At 41.3% G+C, this 26,149-nt stretch carries 19 protein-coding genes and 2 tRNA genes; 7 read left to right on the plus strand and 14 right to left on the minus strand.

Going from position 1 to position 26,149, the window contains the following annotated elements:
- Nucleotides 1–4: 4 nt before the first annotated feature.
- Together Xish_RS16060 and Xish_RS16065 are read right to left on the minus strand one after the other, a co-directional pair.
- The gene (locus Xish_RS16060) at nucleotides 5–1,813 is read right to left on the minus strand and encodes a bifunctional alpha/beta hydrolase/class I SAM-dependent methyltransferase (RefSeq protein WP_099118840.1); all 1,809 of its coding nucleotides are present in this window, start codon (nucleotides 1,811–1,813) and stop codon (nucleotides 5–7) included.
- 9 nt (nucleotides 1,814–1,822) lie between these two features.
- Nucleotides 1,823–2,446: a CDP-alcohol phosphatidyltransferase family protein gene (locus tag Xish_RS16065; RefSeq protein WP_099118841.1), complete on the minus strand. Its 624-nt coding sequence runs from the start codon at nucleotides 2,444–2,446 to the stop codon at nucleotides 1,823–1,825.
- Nucleotides 2,447–2,686: 240 nt separating this feature from the next.
- On the opposite strand from Xish_RS16065, the gene Xish_RS16070 reads away from it, so the two are divergent.
- The 3 genes from Xish_RS16070 (at nucleotide 2,687) to Xish_RS16085 (ending at nucleotide 10,622) form a co-directional block, all read left to right on the plus strand.
- Entirely contained in the window at nucleotides 2,687–3,373 is a 687-nt protein-coding gene (locus Xish_RS16070) for a helix-turn-helix transcriptional regulator (RefSeq protein WP_099118842.1), read from the plus strand.
- A gap of 85 nt (nucleotides 3,374–3,458) precedes the next feature.
- A complete protein-coding gene (locus Xish_RS16075) occupies nucleotides 3,459–4,286 on the plus strand; it encodes a VOC family protein (RefSeq protein WP_244186178.1) in 828 nt (275 codons plus the stop codon).
- Between the two features lie 525 nt (nucleotides 4,287–4,811).
- Nucleotides 4,812–10,622 (plus strand): autotransporter outer membrane beta-barrel domain-containing protein, encoded by a 5,811-nt coding sequence (locus Xish_RS16085; RefSeq protein WP_167383293.1) that lies wholly within the window; start codon nucleotides 4,812–4,814, stop codon nucleotides 10,620–10,622.
- Between the two features lie 97 nt (nucleotides 10,623–10,719).
- Here Xish_RS16085 and Xish_RS16090 read toward each other — a convergent pair whose 3' ends face one another.
- The 4 genes from Xish_RS16090 to Xish_RS16105 all read right to left on the minus strand — a co-directional run bounded on the left by Xish_RS16090 (nucleotide 10,720) and on the right by Xish_RS16105 (nucleotide 14,692).
- Nucleotides 10,720–11,121, minus strand: coding sequence for a hypothetical protein (locus Xish_RS16090; RefSeq protein ID WP_099118844.1), 402 nt, complete (start codon nucleotides 11,119–11,121; stop codon nucleotides 10,720–10,722).
- Nucleotides 11,122–11,134: 13 nt separating this feature from the next.
- Nucleotides 11,135–11,806: a hypothetical protein gene (locus Xish_RS16095; protein ID WP_099118845.1), complete on the minus strand. Its 672-nt coding sequence runs from the start codon at nucleotides 11,804–11,806 to the stop codon at nucleotides 11,135–11,137.
- A gap of 156 nt (nucleotides 11,807–11,962) precedes the next feature.
- Complete coding sequence (locus Xish_RS16100) at nucleotides 11,963–13,477, minus strand: hypothetical protein (RefSeq protein ID WP_099118846.1); 1,515 nt, start codon at nucleotides 13,475–13,477, stop codon at nucleotides 11,963–11,965.
- A 639-nt stretch (nucleotides 13,478–14,116) separates the two neighbouring features.
- Nucleotides 14,117–14,692 (minus strand): hypothetical protein, encoded by a 576-nt coding sequence (locus tag Xish_RS16105; RefSeq protein WP_141553997.1) that lies wholly within the window; start codon nucleotides 14,690–14,692, stop codon nucleotides 14,117–14,119.
- Nucleotides 14,693–14,995: 303 nt separating this feature from the next.
- Between Xish_RS16105 and Xish_RS16110 the strand changes: the two genes are divergently transcribed.
- Complete coding sequence (locus tag Xish_RS16110; protein ID WP_099118848.1) at nucleotides 14,996–15,496, plus strand: DUF6622 family protein; 501 nt, start codon at nucleotides 14,996–14,998, stop codon at nucleotides 15,494–15,496.
- 17 nt (nucleotides 15,497–15,513) lie between these two features.
- On the opposite strand, the gene Xish_RS16115 is transcribed toward Xish_RS16110, so the two are convergent.
- From Xish_RS16115 to Xish_RS16125, 3 genes are all read right to left on the minus strand, one after another.
- Nucleotides 15,514–16,275 carry an IS5 family transposase gene (locus Xish_RS16115; protein ID WP_099116796.1) on the minus strand — a complete coding sequence of 254 codons (762 nt, stop codon included), beginning with the start codon at nucleotides 16,273–16,275 and terminating at the stop codon, nucleotides 15,514–15,516.
- 290 nt (nucleotides 16,276–16,565) lie between these two features.
- Nucleotides 16,566–16,655 (minus strand) — tRNA-Ser (locus Xish_RS16120).
- Nucleotides 16,656–16,781: 126 nt separating this feature from the next.
- Nucleotides 16,782–16,871 (minus strand) — tRNA-Ser (locus tag Xish_RS16125).
- A 316-nt stretch (nucleotides 16,872–17,187) separates the two neighbouring features.
- Here Xish_RS16125 and ghrA point away from each other — a divergent pair.
- Both ghrA and Xish_RS16135 read left to right on the plus strand, forming a co-directional pair.
- Nucleotides 17,188–18,135, plus strand: a complete 948-nt coding sequence (gene ghrA, locus Xish_RS16130; protein WP_099118849.1) for a glyoxylate/hydroxypyruvate reductase GhrA — start codon at nucleotides 17,188–17,190, stop codon at nucleotides 18,133–18,135.
- A gap of 84 nt (nucleotides 18,136–18,219) precedes the next feature.
- Nucleotides 18,220–18,762: a TorD/DmsD family molecular chaperone gene (locus Xish_RS16135; protein ID WP_099118850.1), complete on the plus strand. Its 543-nt coding sequence runs from the start codon at nucleotides 18,220–18,222 to the stop codon at nucleotides 18,760–18,762.
- A 94-nt stretch (nucleotides 18,763–18,856) separates the two neighbouring features.
- Here Xish_RS16135 and Xish_RS16140 read toward each other — a convergent pair whose 3' ends face one another.
- Both Xish_RS16140 and mdtH read right to left on the minus strand, forming a co-directional pair.
- The gene (locus tag Xish_RS16140) at nucleotides 18,857–19,420 is read right to left on the minus strand and encodes a lipoprotein (protein ID WP_099118851.1); all 564 of its coding nucleotides are present in this window, start codon (nucleotides 19,418–19,420) and stop codon (nucleotides 18,857–18,859) included.
- Nucleotides 19,421–19,488: 68 nt separating this feature from the next.
- Nucleotides 19,489–20,694 carry a multidrug efflux MFS transporter MdtH gene (gene mdtH, locus Xish_RS16145; RefSeq protein ID WP_099118852.1) on the minus strand — a complete coding sequence of 402 codons (1,206 nt, stop codon included), beginning with the start codon at nucleotides 20,692–20,694 and terminating at the stop codon, nucleotides 19,489–19,491.
- A 175-nt stretch (nucleotides 20,695–20,869) separates the two neighbouring features.
- Between mdtH and rimJ the strand changes: the two genes are divergently transcribed.
- Nucleotides 20,870–21,457: a ribosomal protein S5-alanine N-acetyltransferase gene (gene rimJ / locus Xish_RS16150; protein ID WP_099118853.1), complete on the plus strand. Its 588-nt coding sequence runs from the start codon at nucleotides 20,870–20,872 to the stop codon at nucleotides 21,455–21,457.
- Here the strand turns inward: rimJ and Xish_RS16155 are convergent.
- The 3 genes from Xish_RS16155 to tssG are packed head-to-tail and all read right to left on the minus strand — an operon-like array spanning nucleotide 21,452 to nucleotide 26,148.
- Complete coding sequence (locus Xish_RS16155) at nucleotides 21,452–22,366, minus strand: serine/threonine protein kinase (RefSeq protein ID WP_167383294.1); 915 nt, start codon at nucleotides 22,364–22,366, stop codon at nucleotides 21,452–21,454. The genes rimJ and Xish_RS16155 overlap by 6 nt on opposite strands.
- 23 nt (nucleotides 22,367–22,389) lie before the next feature.
- The gene (gene tssH, locus Xish_RS16160; protein WP_099118855.1) at nucleotides 22,390–25,032 is read right to left on the minus strand and encodes a type VI secretion system ATPase TssH; all 2,643 of its coding nucleotides are present in this window, start codon (nucleotides 25,030–25,032) and stop codon (nucleotides 22,390–22,392) included.
- A 60-nt stretch (nucleotides 25,033–25,092) separates the two neighbouring features.
- On the minus strand, nucleotides 25,093–26,148 hold the full coding sequence (tssG, locus tag Xish_RS16165) for a type VI secretion system baseplate subunit TssG (protein ID WP_425275041.1): 1,056 nt from the start codon (nucleotides 26,146–26,148) through the stop codon (nucleotides 25,093–25,095).
- Nucleotide 26,149 lies beyond the last annotated feature (1 nt).

The following is a 26,149-nucleotide window of genomic DNA, read 5'->3' on the forward strand; positions in this document are numbered from 1 at the left end:
AGATTTATTTCCGGCGATGAATGCGTTTGGCAATCGATACAGTAAAAATCCCCCAGTTATCCGTTAATTGATACTGTTTTTCAAAACCAGCCGCTTCTACTAATGCGTCTATTTCACCTTGGGTACGTCGTCGCATGACCCACGGTTGATTCTCACGATGACTGGAAAGAACGCGGGCGATCATTTCAAGTTGTGGATGCCAGGGCTGTCCGGTATATATCAGATACCCATTTTCGGCGATCGCATCAGCAAGACCATGCAGGGAATTTTTAATTAACGTATTGTCAGGAAACAATTCATAAAGACCGGAAACAATGCCCAGAGTTGGTGTGGGGGAAATGGATGTAATGCTTTCAGCATCAAAAGCGTCACCGATTACAAAACGAATTTTATCGGTAAGATTACGCTCTTCAATATAAGACTGGCCTTGATTGACATTAATGTCGCTGTAATCTCTTAACAAAATGGAGTCAATTGTGCTGAAATCGTTGATCGCATCAAAAATATAACGTCCATGTCCGGCAGCGATATCTACAATATGAATCGGTTGGTTTTGTTGATGTAGATGATGAATAGCTTGACGGATTAATGTTTCCATATTGATTTTGCGGTGACGTATACCGCGCCAGCCAATATTGCCCCTGAGATATTGCTGATCCATTAGCTGTCCCCAAATTCCTTGGCCTTGTGGTTGATTACGATAGACATAATCCAGCGTGGAGCCGGAATCAAAACCTGTTTCAAAGCCGATACGGATACCTTCAGAAGCTCGACCCCATCGTGTATTCATTGCCTTACGCATTAATTTATAACCAAGATTTTTAGGACACCAACGGGGTAACGGATGAGCCAATGTACGAAACTCATCGGCTGTATGGCTCCAGATATCTTCATTGCTGTAATCATGTTGGTAACGTGGAATAGCAAAAGTACGATCAAGAAAAGTACGTATTTTGTCGAAGACCAAATGGCGATTTTTTTCACCCAGCGTATCGTGGTAAAAACCATTCATAACATACTTTTCTTTAATAGGTGTATTCAATCGTTGGTAAAATTGGTGTTGGGGTTTATGGTTTACTACATAATCATTATCAGAAATAAACAATTGTGTCGGCAATGTAATGGCGCTGGCATCTTGTACAACACGTGTTGCAGTTTGATAAAGTTCTAGCAGAATATTGACGGCGATTTCGCGGGTAATCAGGGGATCATTATTATAAGATGCGATACGATCTTCATCGTGAGTCAGAAATTTCGCTTTTACATAAGAATTGATGAAGAAAATCCCACGTATTTTTTGCATCAATCTTAACCCCGGTACTGCAAAGGGAACGTATAATTTGATATCGAACGCAGGGGCTGCAAGGATCATAGCACGGATTTTTGGCGCATAATCATGCACCCAGGCAGACACTAATACAGCCCCGACACTCTGGCCAATAACCACGATATTTTCCATTACGATACCGTAATTAGTAGCAATAAACCTGACAAATTCATCAACATCACGAATAGATCTACCCATTGATGGGCTATAACCACGTACTCCTTCTGTTTTTCCATGTCCGCGGGCATCCCATGCAAACATTGGAATATCAGGAAGATTGAGTTCATCAACAATATGCTGAACTCGCCCCGAATGTTCATGGCCTCGGTGGAAAATAATGATGGCTTTTTTTGCCTCATTCTGTTCTTGGGGCCAATAACGATAAAATAGGGAAACCTGATCTGATGTGGTGAAATAATATTCTTTGGCAGTACGTTGATTTGATGCTTGTAGTTTTAAGGGTGATGTTTTTTCTGAGAGTGTCATGTTAATGCCTTATTTTGATTGTGGCTGCTCAGTTGGTTTGATTTCATGCAAGGCTTTGACAACGCGTTGGTAACAAGTTATCAAGAGTAAAATAATCACAATAAGGAATAAATAATGGCTCCAACTTAAGGTTGAAGGGAAAAATGCGATAATCAATCCATAAGCACCGAAGATAAAAGCCCTGTCACTTTTTCCCATTGGACCATCATAGCGTCGTGATGCACCAATCATTAGTGCCAAAACACCGATAAACTCCGTTAGAATAGCCAGAAATAAAATTACCAATAGGCTGACGTTGTTGATATTAGGTAAAAAACAGAAGGGGAGATAGAGAGCAACATCGGAAATCACGTCTCCAAGTTCATTATAAATAGCCCCTAAATGAGATTTCTGGTGATATTCTCGGGCTAACATACCATCAACGGCATTGAGTGCCATACGAATGAAAAGAAAAATAGGCAGTAGCCAATAGAAACTGGTAGAAGGAAACAGGCTCAACAATAGGCCAACAGTGATTGACAAGAACATCGCACTTAATGTGACTTGGTTGGCAGTGACCCCATATTTTTGTAGAGAAACTACGAGAGGACGTAATAGATTTTGGAAAAATGGTTTTAGATTATAGATGGTCATCTTACCTTAAGTCCTTTATAGGCCGAACTGATATCAATAGAATAAATAACAGAAAAGAGTGAACAAATAAAATAGATTTTGTTTAGGTGATTAATAATTTTCTGATTAGATGGAGTATTGTTGATTTTTATCTACAATTATAGTTTTTAATTATTCAGTGAAAGAAATTATTATGGAGAAATGATCATGGATGTTACAAATTTGGATGTATTAATTAGTCAACATTAAGGATGTGATAAATTGTCTAGGGTACAGCGTTTGTTAACTTTGATGGAAATATTACGCAGTTATTACTTTCCCGTGCAGGGCAAGGTATTGGCGCAGAAGTTGAATATTAGCTTAAGGACTCTCTATCGGGATATTGCGACCTTACAGGCTCAAGGTGCAAGTATCGAGGGAGAAGCGGGTATAGGTTATATTTTACGGCCGGGATTTGTTTTACCACCGTTGATGTTAACGCAAAATGAGATAGAAGCCTTGGCGTTAGGGGCCAGTTGGGTGGCAAAACGTGCTGATTCACAATTAAAAGCATCTGCAAATAGTGCAATCAATAAAATTGCAGCCGTGATCCCAACAGAACTTAAACAATATCTTGAGATGAATGCATTATTAGTTGGGCCTGCTACTACGAAAATTGAACCTTCCATTGATATCCCGCAAATACGGCAAGCGATCAATCATCGGCATAAAATCACTTTCACTTATTTAGATCTGAAAAACAATCAATCGACAAGAACAATATGGCCATTTGCATTGGGATATTTTGAGAATATCAGTATTGTTATTGGTTGGTGTGAATTAAGAAAAACATTTCGCCATTTCAGGTCGGATAGAATGCGCTACTTGAAAATAGAACAACTGTGTTATCCCCGTTCAAGACAGTCATTACTTAGAGAGTGGCGGGAAACGGAAAAAATAGAGCATTAACTACTGACAAAAACTGTCACACGGGTTTGTTATCTTGAGGATTCTTAATGTATTGAACCTGCTACCTGACTGTTGGAGTTTTTTTATGCTAACCCTAACTTTTTCTACATCGGTAAATGCAAAGCCATCCCATATTTGGTCCCATTATGTCAATTTTGATTTACGAAAAAAATGGGAGGTTGATCTTGAATATTTTGAATTTGAAGGTGAAATGAAAACAGGGCAATACGGCAGAATGGTATTGAGTGGTATGCCGGAAATTCGTTTCTATCTTGCAAAGATTGAAGTTAATAAAGAATTCACTGATCAAGTCAATTTGCCACAGATGGGAGTGTTAACTTTTTGTCACCAAATTTTGACTGGCGAAAATAATATGGCAAATGGTATTCAGGTGAGTGTTTCTTTTGAGCCTAAAGACCAACTTTCTGATGCCCAAGCGGTAAGTTTTTTTAAGCAAGTGACGCAAGATCTGGTCGAAACACTCTCAAGGCTTAAGGTTGTAGTTGAAAGACCTGAGACAGAAATCCCCGCAATAGAAAAATTCGTTTCTGCTGTTAAGCCTAATCTTCAACTGATTTACGTTTCTGATATCGAGCGCTCTACAGCCTTTTATGCAACTATTTTAAATTCTGAACCGGTTTTTTCCAGCCCACGTTATGTTGCATTTACTGTAGGTAAAGAAGCTATTTTTGCTATTTGGAGTGGAGGAACGAAGCCAGATAACACAGTGCCGCGGTTTTCAGAGATTGGTATTATGTTACCCACTTGTGAAGAAGTTGATCAACTCTTTGAGCAATGGCAACAAAATCCAGACATTGAAATTCAGCAGGAACCCTACACTGACGTTTTTGGTCGCACTTTCCTCGTGAAAGATCCTGATGGCCATATAATCCGAGTGTGTCCTTTGGATTAAGGAAAATGGAGGAAATAATGTTCTAATCAAGCTATCTGCAAGATCACTTATGAATTAATAGCAGTGCGGGGCGGATTAGGATAGTTTAGTGTCACGCACTCACTTAACTGAGTTAGCTGATTAAGTCACTCACTCACTCATTCTTACTTATTAAATATTCCTTTTACTGGTCATTCTCCTCATGAAGAAAAGCCTGAGTTATTGATGTTATTTTTGAAGGATTTTTTGTCGCATTAATATCAGAGAATTAAATTTCTCATACCTGAGAACGCTGTCATCCTGCCTTATGCGTTTTTGTATTCGTCAAAAAATTCACACGTCTTGAGCTTACCCTTGCTTAGCACAGAATCTATTCCAGAGGTGTAAATTGGGGTAGAAATAATCGACGAAATAATAAAGTTATTCTAAAGTATTTATAGTCTGAGAGTCCGCACTATTTTATTTTTGTTGATAAAAGCGTTGATTATATTTCAGACACATTAGCTCCCTTTCTATATGAGCCTAAGTTATTTAGGGAACCAAATTATGAAAATATATAGACGTGCCGTGTTACCGATAGCCCTTAGAGTAGCTTTGTTTTTTCCCGGAATAAGTGTTAATACAATAGTGGTTGCATCATCATGTGGCTCTTCGAATACGACGACTATTTCCGATAATGAGACAAATCCCTATAATCTATCAAGTTGTGAGAATCTTATTATTAATAAAGGTGCATCGATTAATGCCCCTAAAGGGAATGCAAATGATTTTGATCATTACGGTCTGAAATACAGTGCAGTTAATGTCGGCGATAACAATAATCTGGCCCCAAAAACTTTAGTTGATAGCATTGAGAATTATGGAGTTTTGCAGGGAACCAGTGGAGTCACAGTAACTTACACTGGTTCTGTTGAAAAGTTGCTCAATCACGGAACAATAAGTGGAGTGTCGGGAGCTATTTGGGTTTCTGGTCAAATAAACACGTTAGATAATGATGGTTCAATTAACGCCAATAATGACATTAACTCATTGAATGCAATACAGATACAATATGCGAGTGGCTCAAATAATGAAGATAAATATGGATACATAGGTAAGATCCTAAATCGGAATAAAGGATCGATTGATGGAATAGCTGTTGAAACGTCAACACTTGAATCCATTGATAATTATGGGATACTTAAATCTCAGAAAAGTAACATTCTCTCTAATCTCGCAACGTTTGATATTGACTCTGGCAGTAATGTCGATACTTTCAATAATTATGGAACAGTGACTGGCCTCTATCACGGCATTCTGATTCAAGGTGGAGGATACCTCGAAAATCTGAATAATAACTCCGGGAGTAAAGGGATCACGGCTGACCAGGATGCGGTTCAAGTCACTGGGCAAGGCAAGGCTCAATTAGACGCCAATCCCCAGATCAGGTCGTCCAAAATTAAACAGATTACCAACGCTTCCTTTTTATATGGAAAGCGAAATGGAATCTATATCGACGATAAAGGCGTTGTTGATACCATCACGAATTTGGATGGCGGTGTAATAAAGGGAGACCAATTCTCTATAAAGAATGATGGCACCATTACTAACGATATTCATAATTCAGGCGCAATTGATGGCAATGTAGAGCTTGGCAGTACCAGCCTTTATATGTCTGGTCCAAATGCAAGCCTGAAGGGCAATGTGTCCGGAACGAAAAATTCAGTTGTCACCATCGGGGGAAAAAGTGCTACGACGGGAAATCTGGATCTTACCTATACCCACGACATGAATATTGGCACGGTCAATATATTATCCGGCAGCACGTTACGTCTGGGTGACGGACATAAAACAGGAAGTGTCTCCAGTAATATTGACAATGAGGGAAACCTTTATTTCAACTGGAACGATAAAATTACCTATAACCACATTATTAGTGGCGCAGGTTCAGTTCACCAAGTGGGTAGTGGCATAACCATTTTGACAAATGCAAACACCTATACAGGTGAGACAAAAATCGAATCGGGTATTTTGCAACTTGGTGATAAAGGAACAGCGGGAAGCATTGATAATACTTCCAAAGTGACAATCGGGCAGGGAGGCGTACTGGCCTTCGACCGAACGGCTCACACCCTCTTTGCCGCTGATATTGAAGGCGTTGGTTCCCTTCACCAACAGGGTACAGGTGATTTGACCCTGACCGGCAATGTAACTACAGGTAAGCCAATCACCGTGACATCAGGCAAACTGCAATTTGGCGATGGTGCCACAATCGGCACGCTCTCACTCACCGGAATTGACAATAATGGGGCGGTTATTGTTGCTGGTGCCGCGAACAGTGTGGTGACACTTGATGGTGAAATAAACGGGACAGGTACGCTGGAGATCACGGGTGGCAAGGCGATCGTAACCGATGATAGCACCTACTCAGGCCAGACTACCATTGGCAATGGTGCAACGTTACAACTCGGTAATGGTGGCACGACCGGAAATCTTGCCAAGAGCGATATTGTAAACAAAGGCACTTTGGCACTCAATCTGAATGGAACAAGCAACTTTGATGGTGTTATTTCTGGAAATGGTCATATCGAGAAGATGGGCGCTGGTGTAACGAGGATAAGTTCGGATTCCTCGGCTTTTACAGGATCAACGCGTGTTGAAAAGGGAACTCTTGTCGTTGACAACCAGCTAGGCGCAACAACCTCGACCTTCAATGTTAAAAATGGGGGGAGTGTTAATGGTACTGGCATCATTGGCGGCACGACAACAATCGAAAGCGGCGGTCACCTTACAGGCAAACAAGGCGATACTCTGACATTTAGCAAAGATCTTATTCTCAGTAGCGGCGCCAATGTGGATATTTCGCTTGGGGCAGAGGATGCATCCGCGTCTGCATTATTTAATGTCCGTGGTGATCTGACACTGGCAGGAACGCTTAATGTCGCGGATCTTGGTGGGCTAGCAGCAGGTGAATACGATATATTCCATTATGGCGGCACCTTAACCGATAACGGAATGACGCTCACTGGCGGAAAACCGGACTCACTCTCTCTCGGTATGAATAGAAACCATGAAGTTCATCTCATCAATACTGGCGGTATGCTCCTGAATTACTGGGATGGTAGTGACAGCAGTAAACACAACAATAATGCCATTGATGGGGGTGATGGTATTTGGCAGGTCGGTGGAAATGATAACTGGACGTCAAAAACAGGATATCCCAATTCCAGTTGGAAAAGTACTGACCAGTTTGCCATCTTCTCCGGTGCCTCAGGCACCGTGAAGCTAGATAACAGCGATGGTAATGTCACTGTAAATGGTATGCAGTTTAGCGCTGATGGTTACAAAATCACCGGTGATTCTCTGACCTTAGAAAATGATAAAACAGGCAGCGCTAAAATTCGCGTTGGAACGGGTAATATGTCAACAACCGGTAGAGTTGCCACAATTGAGTCAATCCTGACGGGTTCGGCTACACTTGAAACAACGGATTTCGGTACGTTGGTTCTGAACGGTAAGAATGATTACACGGGCGGTACGAAAGTGACGCGGGGTGTCCTTCAGATAGGTGACGGCGGTACCAAGGGCAACATTTCCGGCGATGTGGTCACTGGGAGCAAAGGCACGCTGGCTTTTGACCGCGCAGATGCAGTGACATTTGGCGGCAATATCACTGGCGAGGGACGATTGGTTCAAAACGGTAAAGGCACACTGGCGCTTACCGGTACAAATACTCATTCGGGTGGCACGACAGTGACACAGGGTATTCTCCAGATAGGTGACGGCGGTACCAAGGGCAACATTTCCGGCGATGTGGTCACTGGGAGCAAAGGCACGCTGGCTTTTGACCGCGCAGATGCAGTGACATTTGGCGGCAATATCACTGGCGAGGGACGATTGGTTCAAAACGGTAAAGGCACACTGGCGCTTACCGGTACAAATACTCATTCGGGTGGCACGACAGTGACACAGGGTATTCTCCAGATAGGTGACGGCGGTACCAAGGGCAACATTTCCGGCGATGTGGTCACTGGGAGCAAAGGCACGCTGGCTTTTGACCGCGCAGATGCAGTGACATTTGGCGGCAATATCACTGGCGAGGGACGATTGGTTCAAAACGGTAAAGGCACACTGGCGCTTACCGGTACAAATACTCATTCGGGTGGCACGACAGTGACACAGGGTATTCTCCAGATAGGTGACGGCGGTACCAAGGGCAATATTTCCGGCGATGTGGTCACTGGGAGCAAAGGCACGCTGGCTTTTGACCGCCCTGATGCAGTGACATTTGGTGGCAATATCACCGGTGAGGGACGATTGGTTCAAAACGGTAAAGGCACGCTGGCGCTTACCGGTACAAATACTCATTCGGGTGGCACTACAGTGACACACGGTATTCTCCAGATAGGTGACGGCGGTACCAAGGGCAACATTTCCGGCGATGTGGTCACTGGGAGCAAAGGCACGCTGGCTTTTGACCGCGCAGATGCAGTGACATTTGGTGGCAATATCACCGGTGAGGGACGATTGGTTCAAAACGGTAAAGGCACGCTGGCGCTTACCGGCACAAATACTCATTCGGGTGGCACGGTAATCCGTCATGGCACTTTACAGATCGGTGACGGGCATAACAGCGGAACCCTCGCAGGGCTGGTGGAGAGTGGGGTTGATACGAAACTGGTTTTCAACCGTGCCGATCAAGTGACATTTTCCGGTTCCCTAAAAGGGCAAGGGCAATTGGTGCAGGCCGGTAGCGGTACTACCGTTCTGACAGGCGCTAACCACTATACAGGCATAACAGAAGTACAAAAGGGAACACTTCGCCAAGGAGCGGAAGGGGCTTTCAGTGTAGCTTCGTCATATACAATCGGGCAACATGGTAAGCTTGATATAGGCGGATTTAATACGACTATTTCCGCTTTGAATAACAGTGGCACAGTCTTGGCTGGCGGAGATAACGAAGCCGTGGGGCGTACACTGGCGATTGCGGGTAACTACAGCGGCAATAACGGTACGGTGAATTTATCGACCGTGTTGGAAGGCGATAATTCAAAAACTGATAGACTTGTGGTGAACGGCAGCACATCCGGCACAACTCATCTCGTTATCAAAAATGTCGGCGGAGCGGGTGCGCCGACGAATGAAGGCATCAAGGTTGTTGATGTGAAAGGCACGTCAGACGGAACTTTCAGTTTGGTTGGTGACTATAGTTATAAGGGAGAGCCAGCCGTTGTGGCTGGTGCTTATGCTTACCGTCTTCATAAGAATGGCATTGATAATTCGGATGGAAATTGGTATCTGCGCTCATCGCTGACCAATCCAAAACCCAATCCAGATCCTATACCTCCGACGCGGCTCTATCATGCTGGTGTTAGCGTTTACGAGGCTTATGGCCGGGTTTTACAGACTCTGAATATGCCTGAATCTTTGCATGGACGAGTCTACGGGCGTGAGGATAGACTGCGTGGTGTGAAGGGTTTCAGAACCACTACAGACGAGGGTAGCACAGACGATAACAAAAAACCGTTGTCCAATGGAGCATGGGGGCGGATGACAGCCTCTTACGGCAAATTATCGCCACGTATCACCACATCTGGTGCTGGTAATATCACCTATAACATGGCTCGTGCTCAAGTCGGCATAGACGGACGCTTTTATGAAAATGACCACGGTTCAGTGATTGGTGGTGTTTTCCTGCAATATTCGAATATTAATGCAGACGTAGGCTCCGAACATGGTGAAGGTAAAATCCATGCGAATGGTTACACGATAGGTGCGACAAGTACGTGGTACGGCAATAATGGGTTTTATCTGGATGGCTTATCGCAACTTACTTACTTTAACAATGATCTGGATTCAAAGACTGCGAATCAGCATCTGGGTAATGGTAAGTCCGCCCTTGGATATGCATTGGGTCTGGAAACTGGGCGACGGTTTGATTTGACGCCAAAATGGTCACTGACTCCGCAAGCACAGTTGGTTTATTCTTCCATCGATATGAATAATTTCCATGATACGTTTGGGACCAAAGTCCGCTTTGATCAAAGTAGGAACATGAAATTACTCATAGGTGCGAAGATAGACTACAGCCAAAAGGGGAGTGATGCTCAGGGCAAGAATGAAAAAACCTCTAATCTTTACGGCCTTTTCAACATCCGTCAGGAAATTCTGGGACATAATGACGCTGTTGATGTTGCTAATGTTGCCTTCCACGGTGGGAATGACCACACTTGGGGTGAGACAGGTTTTGGTGGCTCCTACAGTTGGGGTAATGGCAGGTATTCTGTCTCTGGTCAGACGTCAGTCAATACCAGCCTGAATAATTTTGCAGACAGTTATGAGCTGAGTGCAAAAATTGGTCTAAAAATGACATGGTGATTAAGAGAATGTCATTGGAATTAACAGAAAACCGTGGGTATTATCACCCACGGTGAAAATTCGCGGTGGTCTTTTTTGATAGCAAAATGGGATGTGCTTATCCTTCGTGTGACCATCCTACCAGACAGACAAAAAAGTCATTGTAATCAATTGAGCCACCAAAATCCTCAAAAGCCGCACAATAAGTTCTTCCTAATATCGGCGTTCCTGAACTTGGTTGTATTGAACCTTCACTCCAACTGTTATCAAGATGATTACTCTCAGGGCACTCAACAGTGCATACAAGTTTCCCGTCTGCTCCTGTGTATTGAAATGTTTTGCCATCATATTTATTTATCTCACTATCTCCATAGTCTGGTTTTGTCCATTGGGCGTAAAGTGTTTTTGTATCTTCATCATATATTTTCACTGTATAACCGTATTCAGCCTCTGTCATAAAAAAATATGAAATATACCATCCACTTTTTATATCAATAAATTTAAGTGTTTTAGTTGCCATTATTAATTCCCCTTTAATATAGTTCCATAAAATATTTTATACTTCCGACATGATTGTTGGCTGTAACCCTTATAATACAATTACCTCCCTCTTGGCCTTTCAAATTCATTTTGAACTGTCCATAATCATCTGTAGTCATTGATTGTATCGTTTCGGGGTCTCCGCCAATGTCTAACACACTACTTATGTTTATGGCCTGCTCTATTTTATAAGAGATGGCAGTATTTTTAATTTGTTCAGATGTCTTTGTATCGTGAATCTGGATTGTCAGTATTGCATAATTGTCACCGACTTGTTGATATCCGGTTATTATTAGTGTTGCTTCAATAGGTTGTTGTGGAGAATCTGATTTTTTAATTGTAACGCGGCTAGTTACAGATGACACCGGATTTCCTGTCCAGTCGGTAACAGTATAGAAAACATCATAGCTACCGAGAGGAATATCAGAAAATGGTATTATTATTTCATAGTTAGGAAGATGAATATTTTCCTCTATGATATAAAATGGTTTTGACGATATATTTACATCTCCATTCAAATGAACAATGATATAATCGCCAATATGGGCTTTTTCATATTGGTTTACTACTACCACCAATACGGATTGACTTAGTTCTGATTCATCAATAATACCATTGCTACTTTGTGGTAAAAAAGGGGCCGTCAGACTGTTTTTTATAGACATATAATCACCTCTGACCAATTAATTTAATTATTTTGATATTACCGAACAGAGTTTATGTGGCTGCAAACTACATGAAATCTTTATTCCTATGACGATATAAACTGCAGCCGGATTAATAAAAAGTGACAGTTATTAGCTGCCACTTATTTTGGTTAGTTAAGATTCTGCTATACCAAAGCTTGTACCAAAGCTCCTGATATAAAGTTTCGATTTCTGGTTCTGAGCAACACGTCTGTAGTCTATCGCGATCGTGCTATCGTCATCACCCCCTGATGAGCCATAACCCATCAGCAATTCAGGTTTGATGATAACCTTATAATAACCATCTATTATTTCATTCGGTTTCACAGGGTGATTTTCAATAACTACTATCGGTAAAGGACGGGCTGGTGAGAGAGTATCGATGCTGTGTGAGATATAAGCTTTAATCGTGATCATGTCACCTGCGGCTATTGTTGTATCCGGTTTCGTCGAATCGGATAACAGTCGCACCTCAAGCCCTTTTTGGCCAATACTGTTGATATTGACTGCCTGATATATACCAATAAATACTCCGAACTGATCATAGACTTCTGGGGCAATCAGAGTTCGGTTTGTATCATTGGGATCTGGGGTGTTATTGCCGCCACTATCGTAGCTTATGTAATTAAGCTTAGATCCTACAGTGTTGCCTTTTTCGTCAAGCCCAACATAGCTGATAAAATTATCACCCGCGTATAGATTATCGTAATCGGCTGACAATTTATAATATCCGCTCTGTTCACGCTCTAACTGTCCAAAACATAGCTGTTTCTTATAAATGTCTTTGTCATCGTCGGTCACAAACCCGATGATGAAATCACCGGATTTCGCGCCCGGATAATTTGGAATCATGAAATGGAAATTATCCGTTTGATCCGGCCTTGTTAAATTAGAAGATGAGTATGTTTCCTCAATAACAGGCGGTTCAAAGCTATCGGATGTATTAAGCTTAATAGTGTTAATAAATATGGTTTCTTTTTGACTGTATTCTATCTGGCTGAAGATCGTCTCAATCCCGACGAACCGATTGATACTTTGAGTTGCGTATATTTTTAGGTTAACAGCATCAGTTGATGGTTTATTAACCATATAGTAATAATATTGTTTTTCCAGATCAACCTCATAAGCAGGAATTTCTTTCATGTCCTCCGCAGTGAATATTCGCAGGGGCGCTGTTGCACGAAGAGGAATATCATAGCTTGAAATTGCTCCTCCCTTTTTCATCATCGGATTGATTGACGCTGAAATGAATGGGTTGGTTGTTGGGGCTGGACCAGTAAACGCAACGGGACTTGGATCGTACAAATAAGCCGAGGCTCCTCTCAGTACACAAGTGTCTCGTATCATCTCTGGATTGTCGATAGAGTGATAGGTCACCTCCCCTTTTAGTTTGCTCGGAGAATTTGTGGTAAAGCTGATTTGATGATCCTTGCTGCTTTCATCGGCCAGGAATATCAATTGCTGGGAAAATACTTTCTTATAAACTGAGCCAGGGAATGTCTTTATTAGTATCAGACCCGGTGAAGAAACAATACTGACCGTCACCGCATCCGTAATATTTGATTCACCAGTTATCGTAAAAACTACACTGAATGGTTGTCCTTTGATAATACTTTTACCATCCGCAGGAACCGTTGTCATGTTAGCCATTATATTATCCTTTCAAAGTATAAATTTTATTCTTAACTGAAAACCACATCCTATGGAGGTGGTCAACAGCAGGTTTTTGCCTGTATTGAAAGTGACAGAGAATTTGTATTTATAGGCCTGTAGTACGCCGAAACTAACGGCGAAGTTTTACTGAGATTTTCAAGCAAGATTACATTCAAATAAATAGGTGTCAATATATTTACATAAAATAAATTTATATATCGAAGGCCTTTAATTACATTCTCTAATAAACTTTTTCTAACAACAGGATTGGGTAAAAAACGAACAATATAACGTCTGATAGGTATTCCGCCATGATTGCTCTCTCTGCGATACAGGATGAGAACTATTTTTATCAAAAAATACTCTCGCGCGATAATCACCATTCCTATTAGTTTTTTCAGTTTATGTCGTTGGCTAGGACTTGCCGTTTTCTTTCAGTATCCAGTGTTCTTCAACTGAAATTAGGCTACGAATAGTGGGTCGTCTCTTTGATGTAAAGTGAGTCCATGCCTGAGAGCTGTGATTACATTTCCTGGACAAGAAGTCTCAGGCATGTTTATTTTTGAATATCTTTCGATTTTTATGGTTTCAAGGTTGTTACTTGAATATAAATATGATTTTTCTGCTTATTTATAATTAAAACTTATTTTTTAACTTGTTAATTATTACAGATAGTGCTCTTTTTCGGATAAACCCACTGGCTGGCCTAATTATAAACCAGTAGAAAGTGAATTTTTTCTTGACATTATCATTGGGACAAAAAATGAATGTTTCGGTCACTAGTGAATGATAGCCATTAAGATGTTCCCTGACTAAAAAGCGTAGCACCAATTTGGCTGATTTATGATCATCAAAGTTAATAAATGATTCTAGATCAGGTTGATGTATGATACCTAAATCCTTTTGCCAAAATCTGCCAGTTAATCCCATTGATATTTCATGGCTATTTTCATTAAGTGGGGTAAAGGTTTTTAAGCCAAATTCTTGGTCGTTATTTTTTCTTCCTAATTTATTAAGTAAATAAGTTGGCGCATTTCTAATTTTTGACAAAGTTTTAATAAATAAGTCATCGGACATTTCAAAATTTTTTACAGCCTGGGTTATTTCTTTTGCTGGTACTTTTATAGATTCTGATTCATGAATTTCATAAAAATGAAAGCAAGGGAGAAAAGGTGTGGGGTGCTTCCATGTCTTATATTCTTTACTATTCACTATTCCTAAAAATGTCACTGCTTATCTCTTATATTATGGTTAAAAATGGGAGATTGTTATTGAGTGTTTTTTATTTTTCATAAGGTTACTTGTAATGTAAATTAGAGTGCAATTGGTTTATTTTTGGTATTATTTTCATCTGTTACTTTTAATTCTGCATGTTATTAGTAACTGATGCTGACATGACGACTTTGTCTATATTATATTAAGAATTGACAGTTTAATGATGAATAAATATGAAGAATGGACTATTTTATTTAAAATGTAAAGGGTTTAATGCTCAATGTAAGAAAGGTGAGTAATATGTCAATTTTAGCCATTATTAAAGGTACTCCTATCTGGGTTTGGATTTTGTTTGTTTTTCTGATTAAACGGGGTATCAATGCGCTATATGATAGGGAAATGCGCATTGATCGACTGTTCTTTATGCCAGTTTTATTTTTAATATTGGCTGTTTACAGCGTATTAAATGAAACAACATTTCCAAATTCGGCATTTCTGGCGCTTATTGTAGGCATTGTTGTGGGTGGGGTTATCGGATGGGGCTTATGGCGTAGTCAACCAAGATTAAGAAGGGGTAATGAAAATGGTTCAATCATTCGTTCAGGAACCCCTTTGACTTTGATTTTGATCCTCACTGTTTTTATAGTGAAATTTATTATTTCTGCCATGATGAGTATTAACTCTAATTTGTTATATTCTTTTAATTTTAATTTACTGTTTGGCTTTATATGTGGCTTATCGGATGGTGTCTTTTGGGGTGGAACGCTTAATTTATTTATTCACTATAATAGGGTCTGTTGATGTTTTAAGGTCATAATTCATTCAACCCACATGGGCAACCAGACAATGATAAACGCCAGAGCCAATATACTGGCGTAATTCCGTTCAAGCTTATCGTATCTTGTTGCTATTGCACGAAAATGTTTAACCCTAGCGAACGCATTCTCCACCAAATGACGATAACGATATAAACATTTATCAATCTGTTTATCCGATTTTCGGCTATTTTTCCGGTAGGGAATAATCGGCGTTGCTCCTTGCTGTTCAATATGATTTCTGAAAGCCTGACTGTCGTACCCTTTGTCAGCTATCACAAAGTCCGAAGGGGGCGATTGTTCGACTAAACTTTCAGCATGAACAATGTCATGCACTTGTCCCCCGGACAATTCAAAATGAACAGGCAAGCCATAACTATCGACGGCCAAATGAATTTTGGTTGAACGTCCACCACAACTTTTGCCAATCGCCTCATCATCATCTGAAGCCGCTCCGGCACTGTGCTGATGAGCACGGACGATACTCCCATCAATAAACAACCATTCCCTATCAGCAAACCCAGATAACCACTTGAAAATGAGCTGTAAAACCCCTTTCTTTGACCACGCATTGAAACGTTGAAAGACACTATTCCATTTGCCGAATTCTGGCGGTAAATCGCGCCAGGGAACGCTCGTTCTCATTCGGTAAAGAATGCCTTCAACGGTCAAACGGTGTTCAGGTTTGTGATAAATCCAACCCGCATGTTGCATTAACGCAGATAGCTTATTCCATTGGAGATCTGTTAACATAGTTCGCGGCATGATGGTGAGGTCTGGTTGTTTTTTGGCGAAAGTAATTATACCAAATCATCATGCTGTTTAATAATCCCTCACAAAACATCAACACGCCCTAGTAAAAAGGCATAAGGTGAAATTGTTTTATGTTTTCTTTCTATTCTCGTAGTGTTGAAGATAAAATGAGTATTGCCCGTGACCTACGTGAGAAAGTTTGGCTTTTATTAGAGCAAAAATTATGCTGATGGTATAGGTAATTTTATTGGCTATAGTGACGAAAAAAGCCTGAACAAATGTTCAGGCTTTTTTGTAGAAAATGGCGGTGAGGGAGGGATTCGAACCCTCGATACGTTTTCACGTATACACACTTTCCAGGCGTGCTCCTTCAGCCTCTCGGACACCTCACCGAATTTTTTTCGTTGCATTCACATTCAATAAGAATGCGTTACTGCAATATTAACCTAACCCATTATGGTTAAGTTTCTAGTTATTAAAAAAGCCTTGGCATTCTGTTCAGGCTTTTTTGTAGAAAATGGCGGTGAGGGAGGGATTCGAACCCTCGATACGTTTTCACGTATACACACTTTCCAGGCGTGCTCCTTCAGCCTCTCGGACACCTCACCATATTTTATATTGCAGTGATTTCTCTTGAGTTCGTCACTGCAACGGGGCGCTACTATAGGGAAAAGCAGGGCAGGCGTCAACAGGCTTATGATGATTTTTTTCAGGCTTTTTTACCGATTAGATAAATAAAAAACAATTTGTGTGGCTGGTAGCCAATTATGGGAATAAAAATGCTTTTTTGTTGCAACGGTTCATGGCAAATTTGTTAACCAGATAACATTATCAATATTTTCATTCCCGTCTTCTTAATTGGAGGCTTGCAACCTTTCAGCAATAAGTTAACCCTATTAGAAAAACAAAAAGGAATGAGATTTTATGAACATCATTTTCTTTCACTCTTCTCCTAATTTTAATTGCGATAAATGGATTCAGGGAATACAAGCTAGATTACCTGAGGCTAACGTCCGGCAATGGGTTAGTGGTGATAACGCCCCTGCTGATTATGCTTTAGTTTGGTTACCGCCCTATGAAATGTTAGCTAACCGTCAGGATATCAAAGGGATATTTTCACTTGGGGCTGGGGTGGATGCCATCCTTCAACAAGAATTAGAAAATCCGGGGACATTGCCTAAGGAAATACCGCTAATACGTCTTGAAGATACGGGCATGGCACGGCAAATGCAGGAGTATGCGGTTTCTTCAGTTTTATACTATTTCCGTCGGATGGATGAATATAAACAATATCAAGCACAGCGTTTTTGGAACCCTATGCCAGCCCATAATCGAAAAGAGTTTGTCATTGGCGTCTTGGGGGCAGGCGTTCTGGGGTGTAGCGTTATTGAAAAATTGAAAGAATTTGATTTCAACGTTCGTTGTTGGAGCCGAACGCCAAAACAAATTGATCATATCGAGAATTTTTATGGGAAAGAGCAGTTAGGTGATTTTCTTTCCGAATGTAAGGTATTGATTAATATCCTGCCAGATACACCAGAAACTCGTGGTATTTTAGATCTTTCATTATTCAAGCAGTTAAAATCTGGCTCATATGTGATCAATATTGCACGAGGCGCTCAATTGGTAGAACAAGATTTGCTGACAGCCATTGATAAAGGTTATGTGGCTGGTGCGACCCTTGATGTATTTGTTGAAGAGCCACTATCAAATTTACATCCCTTCTGGACTCATCCACGCATTAATATCACTCCACATATCGCGGCTAAGACTATTCCTGATGAAGCTATGGAAATGATTTGTGACAATATTCGACGAATGGAAAAAGGTGAATCACCCATTGGCCTTGTTGATATGACCCTTGGTTATTAACAAGTCACTTTACAGCAAGGCAGACGATTAGGGACAATAACAGATATTTATTATTTAGATAAGTTATTGGAGATGTATTAAATCATGAACGAATTTTCTATTGTCTGCCGCATATTGGGAATATTGTTTAACCGAGCACCACAAGATCCTGTTTTGCAACCTGTAATTACCATGATTACTGAGGGAAAATTGAAACCATTGTGGCCTTTGGATCAGGATGAGTTATTGGATAGATTACAGAAAAGCAGTGAGTTATCGGTGATTGAAGCCGATTATCATGCCTTATTTACTGGATCATCTGCGGGCGTTGCAGTCTGCCGCTCTGACTATACTGATAAGGATGAAAGTGAAGTACGCCAGTTTTTGGTGGAGCGAGGCATGCCTTTGACTGATATCCCTGCCGATCAATTTGGCTCCTTATTGTTGGCTGCATCATGGTTGGAAGATCAGGCCGCAGAGGATGAAGTCCAGGCCCAGATTAAGTTGTTTGATGAATATTTGCTGCCTTGGTGTGGGCAATTTCTTGGTAAAGTTGAAGCCCATGCGACCAGCGGTTTTTATCGGACGTTGGCGATGATTACTCGAGAGGCATTGCAAGCGTTACGTGAAGAGCTGGAAGTAGAGTGACAACTCATATAGATGAGCTAATCGGTAAATAGCGATAATAAGTAAAGGCGGGTTATTTAATAACCCGCCTTTACTATTTTATCGATAATGAAAATTATTTATCAACCAAATCAATAATCAATTTGCCAGGTTGAATTTTCAAGCCTTTGGCCAATTTTAAAGCAGTGGCTTCAGACTTGCTTTTTTCTGGATTTAAAACATAAACCGGATGTGCATCAAAAAACTCACTTAAAGACACATTCAAATAAGGGAGCAACGTTTTAATTGGCGAGGCAACTTTTTCTGGTGTGGTTTGGTAGTCTACGATTTCCAAACCTTTAATGAAAATAGCGCCTTTTTCCGCATCAAATATCGGTTTAGCTCTAATAGTTAGTTTCATATCAGCATGAACCGTTCCCAGCAAGGTCACTAATTGCACTTTTGCCAGTGTCGATAATTCAATTTTTTCTGGATCTTGGCGGCCAATCTGACTGGTCAAATCTTCCAGTGTGATATTGGCTTTGGTCGCTGCGGGCAGGCTAATTTGCTTTTGATAATGAACTTTTTTTAATAGATAATCATTCAGCAACCCTTCGTTAATGCTGATTTCCTTGAATTGATCACAGCCGCTGATTAATCCTGCCAGTAGCAAAATTGCCCCTAAGAAAAATTTTCTCATTGTCATCTCCTTTTGTTTTCAATGAGCAGATCTTACACTAATTATTACTTAATTAGCTCATTATATGATTAATGCTTGTTAATAATGATAGGTTCAATTTTCTTCTGGTTGAATTGATGGTGCAGGGCATAAATGGTAATTAAGCCCACCAATCCTAGCAGGAGCCACGGTAATTGCGGTATGTCCAAGGCATGGCCTGCATCATAGAGCCACCCGCCGCCGGTATAGCCCAATGCGCCTCCTAATGCCAGCCCCAGGCGACTGAATCCCATGTAACTACCGCGTGCCCGTGGATCAGCCAGTGAAGCACTCAATGTTTCACGTGCCGGCTCTGCGGTTACCAGACCCAGATAGAACAGACAAATCAGGCCAAATATGAGATGTAGTTGATTGACCCAACCTATTGGGAACATGCAAAGACTCATTAAAAACAAACCTGCCATCAAGCGTTGCTCCTGCCGAAAATATTTCTCACTCCAGCGGGCGATAGGATAGAGCAGTGTCAGGGAGATTGCGGCTTCAATGGCATACATCCATTTAACGGCGGTAGCTGTACCGGAAATTTCATGGATTATGATCGGAAACATCAACATCACTTGTACTGATAGGACAAAATAACCGGCTAATGTCAGCACGTAATAAAAAAACCGCCGATCTTTAATCACACGCTTCATACCTTCCTTGATTGGTGTACGAACTGTTGAGATACGGTATGCTGGCAGAAACAAAGCGTTAAATAGAGCGGCTAGTACAAAAATGGTTGCGCCAATCCAGCAGACAATATTGAAATTATATTGCAGCAACCAGCTTCCTACCAGCGCACCAATGACGGCACCCGCGCTATCTTGCATCAATAAAAGTGAATAGAAACGGTTACGTTCATGAGGGCGGGTTAATTTTATGACCAATGCAGCCCTTGGAGGATCGAACAATGTCCCGCCTAATCCAGATAAAATGCAGGAAAGGAGTAAAACCCAGGGTTCAAATGCCATAGCCATCAAGGCAAAACCCATAGCCCGCAGTAACATACCCGTTACAATCATGGGCTTGGCACCGAACCTATCCGCTATAGCACCACCAAAGATACCCAGCCCTTGTTGTACCAGTTGACGCAAACCTAGTGCAAAACCGACAATAACAGCAGCCCAGCCAAGTTGTTCGACGAAACGAATAGAAATTAGGGGAAAAACAACGAAAAATCCTAAAACAACTAACAGATTATCAAATAAAAGAAAATATTTACCCAAGCTACGCGCTTGTGAAACTAATGACATTTTGCACCATTGAAATATGAAAAGACAAATATGAATACGTTGTTATTTTGGACTTAATTTGTGTATTAAGGTAGAGGGGTATAGATGATATTTTTTTATCGTCAGATGGTGATTAAAAATGCCGTAAGCGCTAAATTACTTAATAGATTTTACAAAGTAAATATCAGGAGAAAACATGTTTGGTTATCGTTCTACATCTCCCAGGATTCGCTTTATTACAAATAGAATGATTGTTCGTGTGGTGTATGAACGGGATACTTACAGGCTGGCTGAATATTATTCAGAAAATAAAGATTTTCTTAAACCATGGGAGCCGACAAGAGATGGTAGTTTTTATCAACCTTCTGGATGGGCAAATAGGCTGAATTATATAGCGGAATTACAACGGCAGGGATCGGCATTTAATTTCTTGTTACTGGATCCTAATGAAAATGAAGTGATGGGGATCGCTAATTTCACCAATGTTGTACGGGGAGCATTTTATTCCTGTTACCTTGGTTATTCTTTAGGTGAAAAATGGCAAGGGCAAGGGTTAATGCATGAAGCCTTGCAACCGATAATCCGTTATATGCAACGTCACCAAAAAATGCACCGGATTATGGCTAATTACATGCCGCATAATCGTCGCAGTGGAAATTTACTTAAGAAGTTAGGTTTTGAACGAGAAGGTTATGCAAGGAACTATTTAATGATTGACGGAGTTTGGCAAGATCATGTGTTGACATCATTGATTGATGATTCATGGGATAATGTGAATTTATAAATTTGCTGAAAAAATAGCAATGAATTCGGATATAGACAGTGGTCGTTTTGAGGGGGTTATTGCCAGGGCGGAGTCAATGGCATGCAGAAATGGTAAGGAATATCCTTCTGGGCGGAGTTTTATCAGAGGCTGATAATTATCTTCAAGATTGCGCACAATGCTAACCGGAGGTGATTTACCCACAATCAAGGTATAGAGTACTGCCCCCAACGCATAAAGATCTGTCCAGGGTCCTTGCTGGCTCTCTTCATTGGCAGTGTATTGTTCAACGGGGGTAAAGCCAGATCGGATGGTTATTTCTGTATCATCAGACAAGCATGTTGTTGTTTGGTGGGTAGAGCCTAAATCCAGCAATATAGGTGACTGATTTTTTTGGATAAAAATATTATCCAAGGAAATGTCGCAATGTAAATAATTTCTTTGATGGAGCGTATCAAGTGCATTCAACAAGGGAAACAGTATCTGACGAAGCCAATTTTCATTGATCAAGTGTGGATGTTTTATCCTCAATTTATTTAATGTCATCCCTTTATAAAAGGAAGTGGCTATATATGCTGTGCAGTTTTGTTGCCAAAAGCGAAGAAAGCGGGGGAGACAGGGATGTTCGAAACAGGACATCAAATGGGCTTCACGGATAAAGTTTTGCAATCCAGAATAAAATCGTTTTTCTAACTTTTTTCCTCGTAAGTTGAGTTTCATATCTTGACGGCGTATAGCAAAAAAGTGAGGCGTATATTCTTTAATAGCGATAGATTGCTTGAGATGGTGATCCCAAACACGATACACAATACTGCCGCGGCTTTTGCCAATGACTTCTTCGATTTCAAATTCATTGAGGCAGTATCCGACCGGAAGAGGGTGAGTAAAACCAATGTAATCAACGATATGTGTCTTGTGAGAATTTTGCAAATGGGCAATCTCTTGTTATCTGCTTAATCCAGGAATTGACATTGAAACTCACCTTGCTCAAGAGAAACCCGAAGCTGGTGATATTGCACATCATGTGCACTAGCGGAAAGCAGTTGTTGGCTGATTTGTGGTAGCAGGGTATTTGTCAGAATAGCATCAACCATGCGTCCACCTGACTCAATTTCTGTACACCTACTGACGATATGCTCGATCATGACATCATCGAATGTTGCTGTAATTCCGTGGTTTTCCAACAGACGTTTTTTAATCCTCTCCAATTGTAAATGCACAATATTTATCATCACTTCATTACTTAATGGGGAGTAAGGAATGACCAGTAATCGACCCAATAGGGCGGCCGGAAACACATTTAATAATGGTTTACGCAATGCCGTACTGAGTTCTTCTGGTTCCGGTAAGGTGTCCTGGCTACATAATGAACTGATTAAATCAGCCCCGACATTGGATGTCAGAATAATAATCGTATTCCGAAAGTCGATGTGACGCCCTTCGCCATCCTCCATCCAGCCCTTGTCGAAGACCTGAAAGAAAATTTCATGCACATCAGGGTGGGCTTTCTCTATTTCATCCAACAAGACCACACTGTAAGGGCGGCGTCGGACAGCTTCCGTCAGTACACCACCTTCACCATAACCCACATAGCCAGGAGGCGCTCCTTTCAGCGTTGATACCGTATGTGCTTCCTGAAATTCGCTCATATTGATAGTAATAAGGTTTTGTTCTCCGCCATATAAAGTTTCGGCAAGGGCGAGAGCTGTTTCCGTTTTGCCTACACCGGATGGGCCACACAACATGAAAACGCCAACAGGTTTATTGGGATCATCCAGTTTGGCGCGTGAAGTGCGTATGCGTTTTGCAATTAATTCTAATCCATGATACTGACCGATAACACGTTGACTAAGGGTATCAGCCAACTGTAATACGGCATCAATTTCGTCTCTTACCATACGATTGAGTGGAATTCCTGTCCAATCTGAAACAACGGAAGAAATAATATTGCTGTCTACAGCAGCAAAAATAAGAGGTTCTTCACCTTGTAAGGTTTTCAATTGTTGCTGTAATTCTGACAATTCGGCATGTTTTACTTCAAAGTCGTCGTAGTGGTTTGCGTTTAATTGCGTTCGCAGAGAAATAATTCTATCGCTCAAGGAAAGTTCTTGTTCCCAACGTTCTTGTAATTGGTTTTTTTGGATTTCCAGCGTAGATAATTCGTCCAGAATAGTTTCTGGGCGTTGTTTATCACCGATGCCTACTTTAAATTCCCGTTCAGCAATCTCCAATTCAATCCGCAATGCATCTATGCGATGGCGATAACTTTCCAGTTGAGGTGGTTCTGCGTATTGGCTGATTGCAACTCTGGCACAGGCAGTATCCAGTAGAGCCACAGCTTTATCTGGTAACTGGCGGGCAGGAATATAGCGATGTGAAAGGCGTACAGCAGCTTCAACGGCCTCATCCAGCAAAAGTACACGGTGATGGTGTTCCAGAGCTTTGACCAAACTGCGTAGCATGAGCAGTGCCTTATTTTCATCGGGCTCATGAATTTGAACCACTTGAAAACGGCGGGTAAGGGCAGGATCTTTTTCGATATATTTTTTGTATTCCGACCAAGTCGTGGCACCAAGAGTTCGTAATTGCCCGCGTGCTAATGCCGGTTTTAACAGGTTGGCAGCATCGCCGGTTCCTTGTTGTCCGCCCGCCCCAATTAAGGTATGAATTTCGTCAATGAACAAAATGATTGGCGTCGGGCTAGATTGTACTTCATCGATGACTTTACGCAGACGTGACTCAAACTCGCCTTTGACACTTGCACCAGCTTGTAACATACCAATATCCAGCAACCAAAGCTGGACATCCAGCAAAGGTGGGGGCACTTCTTTCGCTACAATCTTCAATGCCAGCCCTTCAATGACAGCGGTTTTACCGACACCGGCCTCGCCAGTCAACAGTGGATTGTTTTGGCGGCGACGCATCAGAATATCAATAATCTGACGAATTTCTTCATCACGCCCTGATACAGGGTCAATTTCACCATTGCGTGCGCGAGCAGTCAGTTCTTGTCCATATTGTTGTAGAGGAGATTGTAGAGAAGATTGTAGGGAAGATTGTTGTAGAGAAGAACTTGCTGCACCCTCTAATGTTGCTCCCTGTGATGCATTTGATTGGGATTCATCGCTACCGTTGCAGATGTCGTTGAAATTGTCGAGTAGAGTATTTGCATTCACATGGTCAAACTGGAGAGAAATGGATTTCAGTGCATTGTGTAAGTTAAAGGTTTTCAATATACCTATCAGCAAATGGGCACTGCGAATTTCATTGACGCCAAATTTCAGCGACCCATATACCCAAGCGCGTTCTACGGCATTATCGATATGTTCGGAAAGATCAGAGATGGCACTGGCTCCGCGTGGCAAGCGATCAAGCGCCGTAACAATGTCTTTAGTCAACGCAGACTCGTCCAGTGAAAAATGGCGAATAATTTGCTGTAAATCACTGTTTTGTTGCTGCATGAGTTGGTGCAGCCAATGAACTAACTCAACATAAGGGTTACCACGTAGTTTACAAAAAGTGGTGGCACTTTCTAAGGAAGTGAACAGGATGCGGTTAAGTTTGCCAAATAGCACAGAACGACTGATTTCTGACATAGCGTATAATCCGTAATATTGTTGACTGTGATTGAGTTTTGCAGGCAAGAGAGGGGGGGATCATTCCGGTTTGTAAATTAAATCCCCGCGATGGGTTGGTTGTTTATTTTTAGCCAGCTCAATTTTTCCAAGCCAACTGCTTAGTCCTAATTTTATTGGTTCAGAAAGACAAATTCCTTTTACATCTGACTGGTGGAGAATTAACTGGACATCCCATGCGTATTCAATCCCCAAATATTGATAAACCCAGTCACGCAACTGCCTTGATTTGGTTCCTTCCGGCAAGAACATCTTGTATTCAGCCAGTTTTAGCGGACCCAATTTAATGCGAAATTTATGTTGGATATCGTAGAGTGCAATGCCTAAAAAAGCCGATTTACCTAAACGCGGCATATTGCGACCCACTTTTAATTGAGCCTGATCTTGCACATCTATTTTTAGCCATTGAGGAATATTCTGCACAATTTTTAGCGGCACATGGAAGTAACTGGAAAGTATTTTTTCTAATCCTTCTGCGTTATGCCCTTGACGGGATAAATGGCCAGATAAAAAATAACGGGCGTGATCGTCGATGGTGTCTGATTTTTGTTGAGCAGGCAACCCCATACCCACCAGACAGGAGAAATAATGGCAAAAGCGTTGATTATCCTGACGATCGAGCGATACGGTTGGTCGAGTATTGGCCCATGCTCGATAGAATAACAGTATTAATCTATGATGGAATAGGTTAGCGAATGCACTCAGGGTTGGGTCTTGATAATTATATTGTCGTGAATAGGCATATTCGGTCATATGTAGTGGCAATGGGCCATTGGGACCGAACAAGCCAAAACTGTAAATGAGCATGTCATACAGCGTCGAGTTTTCTCGTTGCTTGATTTCAGCAATAGTAGAAGGAGCGAAAATCATGGACGCTTTTTGTCCTAACCGCAGTAGATCATATTTCGGCAATGGGGCAGAACCTAGCATATAATTTGCCCCAGATTGGGCATCTATACGGCGCAGGGTTTGAAATAAATCGAATTGCCAGGGAGTTTGGGTGAGTTGCTGCCAAAAATTATCCGGCAAACGACATAATTGATGAATAGAAATAACATTTTTTTGCATCATATTCATT

It is taken from the genome of Xenorhabdus ishibashii (assembly GCF_002632755.1).
Taxonomy (GTDB): Bacteria; Pseudomonadota; Gammaproteobacteria; order Enterobacterales; family Enterobacteriaceae; genus Xenorhabdus; species Xenorhabdus ishibashii.